Genomic DNA, 12,369 nt, shown 5'->3' with positions numbered 1-12,369 from the left:
CCCGGTCAGCCCAGAGCACGCAACCGGGGCGCCAGATCGGTCCTGAAGAGCTCGAGGAAGCGCCGCTGGTCGTGACCGGGGGCGTGCAGGACCAGGTGGTTGAGCCCCGCATCGGTGTAGGGCTTGACCAGCTCCGCGACCTCGTCGGGGTCCGAGCTGACGATCCACCGCTTCGCGACCTGCTCGATCGGCAGCGCGTCGGCGGCCGCCTCCATCTCCATCGGGTCCTCGATGCTGTGCTTCTGCTCGGCGGTCAGCGACAGCGGAGCCCAGAACCGGGTGTTCTCGAGCGCGACCTGCGGGTCGGGGTCGTACGAGACCTTGATCTCGATCATGCGGTCGATGTCGTCGGTCGACCGGCCGACCTTGTCCGCTCCCTCGGCGAGCGCAGGCATGAGCTTGTCCTCGTAGAGCTCCATGCCCTTGCCGGACGTGCAGATCATGCCGTCGCCCTTGCGCCCGGCATAGCGCGCCACGACCGGTCCCCCGGCGGCGACGTAGACCGGGACCCCGCCGTCCGGTACGTCGTAGATCGACGCGCCGACCGTGCGGTAGTAGTCACCCTCGAAGTCGACCCGCTCCCCGGTCCACAGCTGCCGCATCAGGTCGACGGCCTCCCGCAGCCGGGCGAAGCGCTCCTTGAACTCCGGCCACTCGCCCACGAAGCCCGACGCCGCCTCGTTGAGTGCCTCGCCGGTGCCGACGCCCAGCAGGATGCGATCCGGGTAGAGGCAGCCCATCGTCGCGAACGCCTGCGCGACGACCGCCGGGTTGTAGCGGAATGTCGGGGTCATGACCGACGTGCCCAGACGGATCGTCGACGTACGCTCACCGACCGCGGTCAACCACGCCAGCGAGAACGGCGCATGACCGCCGTCATGCCGCCACGGCTGGAAATGGTCGCTCACCACCGCGGTGTCCATGCCGGCCGCCTCGGCGAGGACGCCCAGCTCGACGAGCTCCCTGGGCGCGAACTGCTCGGCCGATGCCTTGTAACCGATTCTCAGCTCCACGTCGCTCTCCTCAGGTGTCGGATGTAGAACCATGGCACGGCCACCGCGTCGGCCGGGCAGGAGGTCGCGCGGCGGGACGTGTGAGCCGCTACGACATGCGTGCTCCGCATCGGTCACCTAGCGTGATCTCACCATGGTCCGCCTCCGTCGTACGTCCCCGAGCTCACCCGGCTGGTCGCGGGTCCGGCACGGCCGCGGGTTCCGGTTCCTCGACGAGGACGGCCGGCCGTTGGAGACCGAGCAGGTCCTGCGGTGCAAGAAGCTCGTCATCCCGCCGGCGTGGGACGAGGTCTGGATCTGCGCCGTCGACAACGGCCACCTGCAGGCTGTCGGCACCGACGCAGCGGGACGGCGGCAGTACATCTACCACCCGGACTGGCGGACCCGCCGCGACACCGAGAAGTTCGAGCGGATGGAGGGCTTCGCCGCGTCGCTGCTCAAGCACCGCCTCGAGGCCCGCCGCCACCTCGCCGGCGACGAGCTGACCCTCGAACGGGTCGCTGCGACGGCGTTTAGCCTGCTCGACCTCGGGATGTTCCGGATCGGCTCGGAGCGCTACGTCGAGGAGAACGGCAGCTACGGCCTCACGACGCTCGAGAAGCGGCACGTCCACGGCGCCGGGACCGGCATGACGTTCGCGTATCCCGCGAAGTCCGGCCAGCTCGTCGAGGTCACGGTGCGCGACCAACGCGTGCGCGAGGTCATCGAGGTGCTGCGCCGGCGACGGGGCGGCGGCGATCGACTGCTCGCCTACAAGGACGGCCGCCGATGGCGCGATCTCGACGCCGACGACGTCAACGCGTACGTCAAGGAGATCATCGGCGAGGTCTACACGGCCAAGGACTTCAGGACCTGGCGCGGCACGTCGATCGCCGCCCTCGCGCTCGCGCGCAGCGATCGCAGCACACCGGCCCGGCGCAAGAAGTCGGTCGCGGCGGCGATGCGAGAGGTCTCCGAGCACCTCGGCAACACCCCCGCGATCGCCCGGACGTCGTACGTCGACCCCCGAATCATCGACCTGTTCGAGGACGGCATCACGGTGCGGGCCGATCACCGGAGGGTCGCCCCCGGCGCTCCCATGAGTCGTACGCTCGAGCGTCAAGTCCTGCGGATCCTGCGACGCGGCTGACGCCTCGACCGGGTCGGCGACTCCCCGCGTGGAGGTGGGGACCACAATTGTCCAATGAGTGCACCGAGCGAGCGCGAGATCACCCGCGCGGTCACGCGCGCAGCTGCCGGCAAGACGATCGACGCCACCGAGGCCGCAGCATTGCTGAGTGCCACGGGTGAGGAGCTGCGCCGGCTCATGGCGGCTGCGGCCCGGGTCCGCGACGCGGGCCTCGAGTCGGCTGGCCGGCCGGGCATCGTCACGTACAGCAAGAAGGTCTTCATCCCGTTGACCCGGCTGTGCCGCGACCGGTGTCACTACTGCACGTTCGCGACGACTCCGAACCGCCTGCCCGCGCCGTTCCTGTCACCCGACGAGGTCCTCGACATCGCCCGCAAGGGCGCCGCCATGGGGTGCAAGGAGGCACTGTTCACGCTCGGTGACCGCCCCGAGGACCGCTGGGACGATGCCAAGGAGTGGCTCGAGGCCGCCGGCTACGACAGCACGCTGGAGTACGTACGCGCGATGGCGATCCGCGTGCTCGAGGAGACCGGGCTCCTTCCCCACCTCAACCCGGGCGTCATGAGCTGGAAGGAGATGTCGCGGCTCAAGCCCGCCGCGCCGTCGATGGGCATGATGCTCGAGACCACGAGCCGCCGGCTCTACGAGGACAAGGGGCAGGCACACTACGCCAGCCCCGACAAGGATCCGGCCGTACGCCTGAGGGTGCTCGAGGACGCCGGACGCCTCAACATCCCGTTCACGACGGGGCTGCTGATCGGCATCGGCGAGACGATCGAGGACCGGGTCGAGAGCATCTTCGAGCTCCGCCGGATCGCGCGGACGTACGGGTCGATCCAGGAAGTCATCATCCAGAACTTCGTGTCCAAGGACGACACCGCGATGCGGCTGACGCCGGACCTCGAGGTCGAGGAGTACCTCGCCACGATCGCGACGACCCGCATCCTGATGGGCCCTGCGATGCGTGTGCAGGCGCCGCCCAACCTCGTCGGGCTCGACGACTGCCAGGCGCTGCTCGACGCCGGTGTCGACGACTTCGGCGGCATCAGCCCGCTGACACCCGACCACGTCAACCCCGAGAAGCCGTGGCCCCAGATCGCCGCGCTGAGCGAGCTGGTCGCCGAGCGCGGCTTCACGCTGACCGAGCGGCTCACGGCGCACCCGCAGTTCCTGTCCGAGCCGTGGCTCGACCCGCGCCTGCGCCCGCACGTCGACGCCCTGGTCGCCGAGGACGGCCTCGCCCGCGCCGACGCCATCCCGGAGGGTCTGCCGTGGCAGGAGCCTGACGGCGGCTGGTCCACGACCGGCTGGCTCTCGAAGGGGCGCACCGAGCTGCACACCGAGGTCGACACGATCGGGCGTACGGAGGACCGGCGCAGCGACTTCGAGGACGTCTACGGCGACTGGTCGGTGCTGCGCGACGAGCAGACCGGCCGCGACGCTGCGCTGGTGGGCATCGGCGATGGTGGGTTCGCCGCGGCGATGCGGGCCGCCGAGCGCGACCCTGCGGGCCTGTCAGACGCCGACGCGCTGATCCTCATGACGGCCGAGGGCGCGCACCTCGACGCCGTGGCCGCACTGGCCGACGACCTGCGCCGGCAGGCGGTCGGTGACGAGGTCACCTACATCGTCAACCGCAACATCAACTTCACCAACGTCTGCTACACCGGCTGCCGGTTCTGCGCGTTCGCCCAGCGGCGTACCGACGCCGACGCCTACACGCTGTCGCTCGACGAGATCGGCGACCGGGCGAGCGAGGCGGTGGCGTTCGGCGCGACCGAGGTATGCATGCAGGGCGGCATCGACCCCGAGCTGCCCGGCACGGCCTACTTCGACATCGCCGCGGCGGTCAAGAAGCGCGAGCCCGGCCTGCACGTCCACGCCTTCAGCCCCATGGAGGTCATGAACGGCGTGACGCGCACGGGCATGTCGGTGCGCGACTTCCTGGTGCAGGCCAAGGAGTCCGGGGTCGACTCGCTGCCCGGCACGGCGGCGGAGATCCTCGACGATGACGTGCGGTGGGTGCTGACCAAGGGCAAGCTGCCGACGTCGGAGTGGCTCGACGTCATCCGCACGGCGCACGAGGTCGACCTGCCCACGACGTCGACGATGATGTACGGCCATGTCGACCACCCGGGGCACTGGGTCGGCCACCTGCGCACGATCGCCAACCTCCAGCGCGAGACCGGCGGGTTCACCGAGTTCGTGCCGCTGCCGTTCGTGCACCAGTCGTCGCCGATCTACCTCGCCGGCGTCGCCCGTCCGGGTCCTTCCGTGCGCGACAACCGCGCCGTGCACGCCCTCGCGCGGATCATGCTGCACGGGCTGATCGACAACATCCAGTGCTCGTGGGTCAAGCTCGGCCCCGAGACCTGCACCCAGGTCCTGCAGGGTGGCGTCAACGACCTCGGCGGCACCCTGATGGAGGAGACGATCAGCCGCATGGCCGGCTCCACCAACGGCTCCCGCAAGTCGATCGAGGAGCTCGAGGCCATGGCGACCCTGGCCGGTCGCCCGGCGGTGCAGCGCACCACGACGTACGGCCGGCTCGCTCCTGTGCAGGCGGCGGGATGACGGCCGGGTTCACGGTGATCATGCCCATGAAGGCATGGGACCGGGCCAAGTCGCGCCTCCACGTCGAGCCGGCCGCGCGCCGCGGCCTGGCCGAGGCGTTCGCCCGCGACACGCTCGCGGCCGTGCTGGCGTCTCCCTCGGTCGCCGCCGTCGTCGTCGTGACCCGTGGCGACCTGGTCGTCGACGACGTCCGCAGCGCCGGTGCGCAGGTCATCCAGGAGCCTGCCGACCGACCGCTCGACACCCTGGGGTCCGCGATCCGCCACGGCATCGCCTGGGCAGCCGGCCATCGCCCCGACACGCCGCTCGCCGTGGTGCCCTCGGACCTGCCGGCGCTGACCCCGGACGCCCTGGCCGAGCTGCTGACCGAGGCGGACACGCACACGTCGGCGTTCGTCGCGGATGCCAACGGCGACGGCACCACGATCCTGACGAGCCGCACGCCCTCGCTGATGCGAGCCGGCTACGGTCCCGGCTCGGCCCAGCGGCACCGCGGCTTCGGCGCGTACGAGCTGGTTGCCGCGGATGCGCTGCGCCAGGATGTCGACACCCTCGACGACCTCGTCGCCGCCGAACGCCTCGGCCTCGGCCCGCACACGCTTCAGGCGTACGCCGACCTGACACCGACCTACGCTGACGGGGTCAGTCGCTGACGACGGCGATCACGACATCGCGCTGCAGGGCGCGGGCGAGGACGCGCAGCCGCTCGGCCAGCGCGCCTGCCTCGACGTACGCCTCGGGGGCGCCGTCCTCGCTCAGGGCGCGCACCTCCAGTGAGCCGTCGGCCGCGACGGTCACGTCGGCGAGGGAGAGGTCGGCCCCGGCCCGGGCGAGGGCGACGAGGTCATCGTCCTCGTCAGGAGCGGGAAAGCCCGCGGGCAGGTCGCCGCGCGACACCGCTGCCAGCGCCGCATCTCGCGCGCCGAGACCGAACAGGTCACCACCGTCGTCGCGGATCAGGGCGGCAGCACCTTCGTCGTGAGCGCCGAACCACTCGCCCGGCAGCCCGCGAACGACGACGACCGGATGCCCGCTGAGCTTGCCGGCGACCAGGTCGGCCGTCCCGGCGATCTCGTCGGCCACGGCGGGCGACGTCACGGCCAGCAGGTTGCCGTACGCGTCCTCGACGCCGGCGAACGACAGCAACGGCGCGATGCCGGCGGCGCCGATCGCGATGTCGGTCTGCCCGATCCGCCAGGCCCGGCCGGCCGTGTCGCTGACGACGACCCCCAGGCGTACGCCCGTGAGCGCTTCGAGACGGGTGCGCAGCTCGCGCGCGGCACCATCAGGATCGCGCGGGAGCGGGATGACGGACCCGGCCTCGAGGTTCGACGCGTCGATGCCTGCGGCGGCGAGGGTCAGCCCGGAGTGTGTGCGGACGATGCGGGTCTGCGCGCGCCGGGCCACGACGCGCGCGGTCTCGGCCTCGAGCAGTGACTCGCGATCGCCGGTCGTCGCCAGCCCGGCCGCCTTGCTGACGACCTTGCTCGTCACGACCAGGACGTCACCGTCATCGAGCGGCTCGGCCAGGTGCTCGACGATGACCTGCGCGAGGTCGTCGCCCGCCCTGATCTCGCCGATGCCCTCCAGCGGCCACGCCTGCAGGCTCATCTCAGCCCCGGGTGGCTAGAGAGTCGGCGAGGTCGAGGGTGTCGCGGGCCAGCTGGGCCGTGGTGGCCGCGTCGGCCATGTAGAGCGGCACCGCGCGCGCCGCGATGCCGGCGTCGTCGATCGCGCCCAGCTCACCGGCGTCGGCGGTGTCGACGAGCCAGCCGTCGAGGACTCCCCCGGCCTTGCGGGCGCCGTGATGGCGGGCCACCCCGCCGGCGCTGATCTCGACACCGAGACCCGTCAGCAGCTGATCGGCCATCCCCCGCACCGCCGCCCCGCCGATGATGGGCGAGACACCGACGACGGGCGCATCCGTCTGGCGTACGGCGGTCGCGACCTGCGGGACCGACAGGATCGCCCCGATCGACACGATGGGGTTGGACGGCGGCAGGATGACCCGGTCGGCGCCCAGGATCGCCTCGACCACGCCGGGACCTGCGGCGGCCTCCCCTGCGCCGCGGAAGTCGACCTGCCGCACCGGCACCTTGGCGCCCAGGCGAATCCAGTACTCCTGGAAGTGGATGACCTCCAGACCGTCCTCGCCGTCGATGCCGATGTGCGTCTCGACCTCGTCCTCGGTCATCGGCAGCAGGCGTACGCCGGGCTTCCACCGCTCGCAGAGCCGCTTGGTGATGGCGGCCAGGGCAACACCCTCGTGCAGCAGCTGGGTGCGGATGATGTGCGTCGCCAGGTCGCGGTCGCCGAGCCCGAACCAGGTGTTGTCGACGCCGTATGCCGTCAGCTCGTCCTTGGCGTTCCACGTCTCGTCGGTGCGTCCCCACTTGCGTTCGACGTCGATGCCGCCGCCGAGGGTGTACATCACGGTGTCGAGGTCGGGGCACACGCGCAGGCCGAACAGCCAGATGTCGTCAGCGGTGTTGCCGATGACGGTGACCTCGTCCTCCGGACCGACGACGTCGAGGAGACCCTTGAGGAAGTTGGCGCCACCGACGCCGCCCGACAGCACCGTGATTCGCATGGGCTCAGTCTGCCCGACCCCGCGTGACGGTCAGAGCGCGGACTCGATCGCCCGCCAGAACGTCGGATAGGCGTAGACAGTGTTGCTCAGCGTCGCGAGGGGGATCTCGGCGCGTACCGCGAAGGCGAGGGCCGACAGCGTCTCGCCGCCCGTCGGTCCGGCGCTCGTGGCCCCGACGATGACGTCCCGGTCGGCATCGATGACGACCTTGATCAGTCCCTCGTTGCCGAGACCGTGGACGAACCCACGGCTGCTCGCCGACACGTCGGTGAGCCCGACACGTACATTGAGCCCCTTGTCGCGGGCCTGCTGCTCGGTGATGCCGACGCCGCCGACCTCCGGGTCGGTGAACGTGACCCGCGGGAAGCTGTCGTCGTAGTCGGCCAATGGCTCGCCGAGGATCGCCTTGGCGGCGCGCTCGGCGTGATACATCGACAGGTGGGTGAAGGCACCTCGGCCGACGATGTCCCCGATCGCCCAGAGGCCGCCAGACCCGTTTCCGCCGGTGACCTGCATGTCGTCGGAGACCGCGAGGAACTTGCCGGCCTCGACGCCGACCGTGTCGAGGCCGATGTCGTCAAGACGCGACCTGCGGCCGGCCGCAACGAGCAGCTGCTCGGCCTCGTACGTCGCATCGCCGCACGTCACCGCGAACGTCGTGCCGTCATGGTCGACGCGGTCGATCGTGATGCCGGCATGCACGCCGATGCCCTCGGACTCGAAGACCTTGGTGAGCAGCTCCGACGACTCCGGCTCCTCAGGTGCCAGGATGCGCGGCGCGACCTCGAGCACCGTGACGTCGGTGTCGAAGCGCGCGTACGCCTGGGCCAGCTCGAGCCCGATCGCCCCGCCGCCGATGACGATCAACGATCCGGGCGCCTGCTCAGCCTTGAGCGCCTCGCGGTTCGTCCAGAACGGGGTGTCGGAGAGGCCGGGGATCGGCGGGACGGCCGCAGTGGTGCCGGTGTTGAGCACGACACCCTTGGCGGCGACGTACGTCTCCCCGGCCACCTCGACCGTACGATCGCCGGCCAGCCGGCCGTGGCCGCGAACGAGCGTCGCACCCGCGGCGGTGATCCGGTCGGCCGCGACGGTGTCGTCCCAGTTGTCGGTGGCCTCGTCGCGGATGCGCTTGGCGACGAGCGAGAAGTCCGGCGTCACCGTTGCGGTGCCGGACAGCGTGGCGATGCGCCTCGCCTCGGCCAGCAGGTTGCCGGCACGGATGAACATCTTGGACGGTATGCAGCCCCAGTAGGGACACTCGCCGCCGACCAGCTCGGCCTCGACCGCGACCACCGCGAGCCCTGCCTTGGCGAGCCGCGCCACGAGCGCCTCTCCACCGGGGCCGAGACCGACGACAACGACATCACACTCGTGTGCACTCATGCCTTCATCCTCCGGTATGCCCATGGCCGGTGCCACCCTTGCGACGATTTCGCCTCCACGGTGGTCCGTGCGGAACTACGCTGCGCTGCATGGATGCCGTGCCGGCGACAGACGACGATCGACGCGGGGCGTTCGACGAGCTCAAGGAGCTGCTGTCCAGCGGCCGGATCGACGCCGCCGAGTTCGCCACGCGCTCCTCCAAGATCTCGGACGCCACGACGCTCTCCGAGCTGGCCGACCTGGTGACCGACCACGGGCGCGCACCCAAGGCCGCCGTCCCGACGAAGCAGTCCTTCGGCTCGGTCGTCGGTGACGCCATCACGAGCCCGCAGTTCGGTCGCTCCGTCGGCCGGTTCGCCGTGGCGTTCAGCCTGCGTCGGGTGATCTTCTGGGCGCTCGGGCTCGCTGTCGCCGGCGGCGCGGCGTTCGCGACGTCGTGGTTCGACGCCAGCTCCGGCGGTTCGTCCGAGACGCCGTCGTCGCCGGGCGGTACGCAGGCGACCGTCACGGCTGCGGCCCATCCCCGGCTGCTGACCCGTGCCGGGCTGGGCAAGCTGCGTGACGACATGCGCGCCAAGATCGGCAGCACCCGCTACCTCAGTGCCGTGATCTATCCCGACTACGCCACGATCGAGGTGCCCGTTGCCGGCGATCCGGCCCACTCCCGCCGCTGGTACTACAACGGCAGCTTCCCCTACAACCCGATCGACAGCCCCCGCAGGCCCGGCACATCGTCGGCCGACCTCGCCAAGGTCAGCATGACGGCGCTGGCCCGCGCGATCCGCAACGCCCCGGGGCAGCTCAACGTCCGCGATGCCGATCGGACGTACCTGATCTTCGACAACCGGTCGGGCCGCAACGTGATGTCGGTCTACGTCACCAACCCGGCCAATGACACCGGCTACTGGACCATGAAGCTCAACGGCACGACGATCACGAAGTACAAGGCGCCCTGATCAGCGCGCCAGCATCCTGTGCGGGTTGATGACGCCATTGCCGGAGTACACGTCGCGACCCGACCAGACGATGTCGTCGGCGGTCGACTCGATGAGTGAGCGCACGGTCGCCTGCCTGGCCGCGGAGCCGAGCTTGGCGATCTCGAGAGCGGCCGCGGCAGCGGCGTGCGGCGCCGCCATCGACGTGCCGGACAGCGTGCAGTAGTTGGCGGGGCAGCCGAGCGCCGAGTAGGGACTGGTCGGGACGGTCGACAGGATCCCGCTGCCCGGAGCCACGACGTCGACCCAGCTGCCACAGCTCGAGAAGGACGCCACCGCGCCGCCCGAGGTGATCGCGCCGACACCGAGCACACCGTCGTACGCCGCCGGATAGGACGTGGGTGAGCCGAGCAGCCCGCACCCGCTGTTGCCGGCGGCTGCCACGACGACGACGTTCTTCGCGATCGCGTACGCCACGGCAGCCCGGGTCGCCGTGTCGGGGCTGGTCGAGGAGAGCGAGAGGTTGATGACCTTGGCGCCGCGGTCGACGGCCCACACGATGCCCTTCGCCACGTTGGCGGTGTCGCCGACGCCGGTCTTGTCGAGGACGCGTACGGGCAGGATCCTGGCGTTGGGCGCCAGGCCGGCGACGCCGCGGCGGTTGTTCGCGATCGCCGCGATGATGCCCGCGACGTGCGTGCCGTGGCCGTTCGCGTCCGAGGCGGAGGTGCCCGGCGCCACGAAGTCGCGGCCGGCCAGCACTCGGCCCGCAAGGTCCACGTGCACGGCCTTGACCCCCGTGTCGATGACGGCGACGACGACCCCACGACCCGTCGAGGTCTTCCAGGCCGTCTCGGCGCCCAGCCGCGTGAGCGCCCACTGCCGGGAGCGATAGGTGTCGTTGCTGACGTCGATGCTCACCTCGTGCGCGATGTCCACGCCGATCGTGGCGGGCTTCTGGAGTCCGGCGACGATCAGGTCGAGCGCGCTCGTACGCGTCGGGGCGATGGCGGTGGTGATCTTCGGCGCGCCCGAGGTGCGGGTCGTGGTGACGACCTTGAGCGGGTCGCCGGGCTGGGCGGTGCCCAGGATCTTCGTCGCCGCCTGCCGGAGGGCTGCGTCGACACCGGCAAGCGGATCGTCGGAGGCGCCAGCGCCCGTGGGGGTCGCGGCGATCAGCGTCGTCCCGAGCACCACCACCGGGATGATTCGCCCGATTCGCATACGCACGCCTGCCGCCCTTTCGTCCCCTCGTGTTCAACGCTGTCGCGGTCGCCGGGGTTACGGAGTCGGCGGATACGGGGCGTCAGGAGCGCGAAGTCCCGATATCGTGCTCGGCATGGTGGCCACGCGAGCAAGTGACGCCGACCGCGACAGCTGCCTCGAGGACATCGAAGCGGCGTACGCGGACGGCCGGATCAACGACGCCGAGCGTGAGGCCCGTACGCAGGCCGCCCTGCAGGCGACGACTCTGGCCGAGCTGGCCGAGCTCGTCGCCGACCTGGGCCCCGCGGCGACGCTGCCCGCCAAGGTCGCGGCCGCACTGTCGGCGCGCAGGAAACCCGGCGGCAGCCAAGGACTCTCACCGCGCGCCTTGCGCATCCTGCTCCTGGTGGTGCTCGTACCTGCGGTGATCGCCGTGGTCGTCTGGATCTCCACTGCCGGGGACGACAAGAAGGCAGCGACCCCGGGCAGCACGTCGCAGCAGACGGTGCCCAAGGAACGGCTCGAGCTGCACACCGCCGAAGGTTTCGCGCGGCTCGTGGCGCTGACCAAGGCCAAGTTCGGCACGACGATCGTCGACTCGGCGGCGATCTACCCCGACTACGCGAGCATCACGGTCGTCATGAAGGACGATCCGCGGCGCGCGGAGAACTGGTTCTTCGGCAAGGGCTTCGAGGGCGACCCGACCAAGGGCAGTCGACAGGCCGAGGCCGCGACGATCGACCTCGCATCGATCGACCCCGCCGCGTACGCCCGGGCGGTCAACCGCTCACCCTCCGTGCTGGGCGTCGAGGACGTCACCTCGACGTACGTCGTCATCCACGACACCGGTGGCGAGCCGTCGTTCTCGGTCTACGTGTCCAACGAGTACAGCGAGAACGGCTACTGGACGTTCACGCCGGCCGGCAAGGAGATCAGCCGCTACGCGTTCGAGTGAGTCTCCGAGCGCGGCTCGGGGCGTGGTTCGCGATAGCGCTTGACGCTGTAGGCCAGCAGGCCCCAGGCGGCGATCGCGGATGCCCAGAGGCCGATCGCGGTGCCCCAGCCGTGGGCCGGGAGCTGCGGCCCGAAGCCGATGCTGAGGATCGAGAACTCCGGGATCTCGGGGCTGACCCACCACAGGATGCCGAGCGCGACGAGCCACACGCCGCCGAGGAAGCTGAAGAAGATCCGCGGCCAGGTGGCGACGCCGTATCTCGCCGCGTCGACGGCCTTGCGCCGCAAGGGATCGAGCATCCTCTGGGCCCATGGGTGGTTGGGGGCCAGCATCGAGATGCCGGCGACGAGCACCAGCGTGCCCGGCCCGGGCGCGGGGATGAGGATGAGCCCTGCGACGGTCAGGATCCAGCCGAGAATCTCCCGGCCCGTACGCCGGAACCAGCTCTGGAGGGCGGTCCCTACGCTCATGGGCCAATACTGCCATTCGGTCTGCAACAGAAACGCCAGAACCCGGTGAGAAGCCCGAGAACCAGGGTCATCCCCGATGAGGTCGCGGGATGCTCTGCGGGTCGACCCCGA

General features: G+C 70.7%; 11 protein-coding genes. 5 read left to right on the top strand and 6 right to left on the bottom strand.

Annotation, left to right across the window (positions count from 1 at the left end; translation table 11 throughout):
• Positions 1-5: 5 nt before the first annotated feature.
• Complete coding sequence (gene fgd / locus BOSE46_RS09140; protein ID WP_201299584.1) at positions 6-1,013, bottom strand: glucose-6-phosphate dehydrogenase (coenzyme-F420); 1,008 nt, start codon at positions 1,011-1,013, stop codon at positions 6-8.
• Positions 1,014-1,146: 133 nt separating this feature from the next.
• On the opposite strand from fgd, the gene BOSE46_RS09135 reads away from it, so the two are divergent.
• Genes BOSE46_RS09135 through cofC form a run of 3 tightly spaced genes read left to right on the top strand, consistent with a single transcriptional unit; the run spans position 1,147 to position 5,369 of the window.
• Positions 1,147-2,142 (top strand): DNA topoisomerase IB, encoded by a 996-nt coding sequence (locus BOSE46_RS09135; RefSeq protein ID WP_159539947.1) that lies wholly within the window; start codon positions 1,147-1,149, stop codon positions 2,140-2,142.
• Positions 2,143-2,196: 54 nt separating this feature from the next.
• Complete coding sequence (locus tag BOSE46_RS09130; protein WP_159539946.1) at positions 2,197-4,716, top strand: bifunctional FO biosynthesis protein CofGH; 2,520 nt, start codon at positions 2,197-2,199, stop codon at positions 4,714-4,716.
• On the top strand, positions 4,713-5,369 hold the full coding sequence (cofC, locus tag BOSE46_RS09125; RefSeq protein WP_159539945.1) for a 2-phospho-L-lactate guanylyltransferase: 657 nt from the start codon (positions 4,713-4,715) through the stop codon (positions 5,367-5,369). The genes BOSE46_RS09130 and cofC overlap by 4 nt, the downstream gene beginning before the upstream one ends.
• On the opposite strand, the gene cofE is transcribed toward cofC, so the two are convergent.
• The 3 genes from cofE to BOSE46_RS09110 are packed head-to-tail and all read right to left on the bottom strand — an operon-like array spanning position 5,359 to position 8,692.
• Positions 5,359-6,327 carry a coenzyme F420-0:L-glutamate ligase gene (cofE, locus tag BOSE46_RS09120; protein ID WP_159539944.1) on the bottom strand — a complete coding sequence of 323 codons (969 nt, stop codon included), beginning with the start codon at positions 6,325-6,327 and terminating at the stop codon, positions 5,359-5,361. The genes cofC and cofE overlap by 11 nt on opposite strands.
• 1 nt (position 6,328) lies before the next feature.
• Entirely contained in the window at positions 6,329-7,306 is a 978-nt protein-coding gene (gene cofD, locus BOSE46_RS09115) for a 2-phospho-L-lactate transferase (RefSeq protein WP_159539943.1), read from the bottom strand.
• A gap of 30 nt (positions 7,307-7,336) precedes the next feature.
• Positions 7,337-8,692, bottom strand: coding sequence for an NAD(P)/FAD-dependent oxidoreductase (locus tag BOSE46_RS09110; protein WP_159539942.1), 1,356 nt, complete (start codon positions 8,690-8,692; stop codon positions 7,337-7,339).
• Positions 8,693-8,781: 89 nt separating this feature from the next.
• Between BOSE46_RS09110 and BOSE46_RS09105 the strand changes: the two genes are divergently transcribed.
• Positions 8,782-9,648, top strand: coding sequence for a DUF1707 domain-containing protein (locus BOSE46_RS09105; protein WP_159539941.1), 867 nt, complete (start codon positions 8,782-8,784; stop codon positions 9,646-9,648).
• Here the strand turns inward: BOSE46_RS09105 and BOSE46_RS09100 are convergent, their stop codons facing one another.
• The gene (locus BOSE46_RS09100; RefSeq protein WP_159539940.1) at positions 9,649-10,851 is read right to left on the bottom strand and encodes a S8 family serine peptidase; all 1,203 of its coding nucleotides are present in this window, start codon (positions 10,849-10,851) and stop codon (positions 9,649-9,651) included.
• Positions 10,852-10,966: 115 nt separating this feature from the next.
• On the opposite strand from BOSE46_RS09100, the gene BOSE46_RS09095 reads away from it, so the two are divergent.
• Positions 10,967-11,788 carry a DUF1707 domain-containing protein gene (locus BOSE46_RS09095; protein WP_159539939.1) on the top strand — a complete coding sequence of 274 codons (822 nt, stop codon included), beginning with the start codon at positions 10,967-10,969 and terminating at the stop codon, positions 11,786-11,788.
• Here BOSE46_RS09095 and BOSE46_RS09090 read toward each other — a convergent pair.
• On the bottom strand, positions 11,773-12,258 hold the full coding sequence (locus BOSE46_RS09090; protein WP_159539938.1) for a PGPGW domain-containing protein: 486 nt from the start codon (positions 12,256-12,258) through the stop codon (positions 11,773-11,775). The genes BOSE46_RS09095 and BOSE46_RS09090 overlap by 16 nt on opposite strands.
• Positions 12,259-12,369: the final 111 nt, after the last annotated feature.

It is taken from the genome of Aeromicrobium sp. 9AM (assembly GCF_902506105.1).
Lineage (GTDB): Bacteria > Actinomycetota > Actinomycetes > Propionibacteriales > Nocardioidaceae > Aeromicrobium.
Note: the sequence above shows the minus strand (reverse complement) of the source record. Positions and strands in the feature narration are given on the sequence as shown.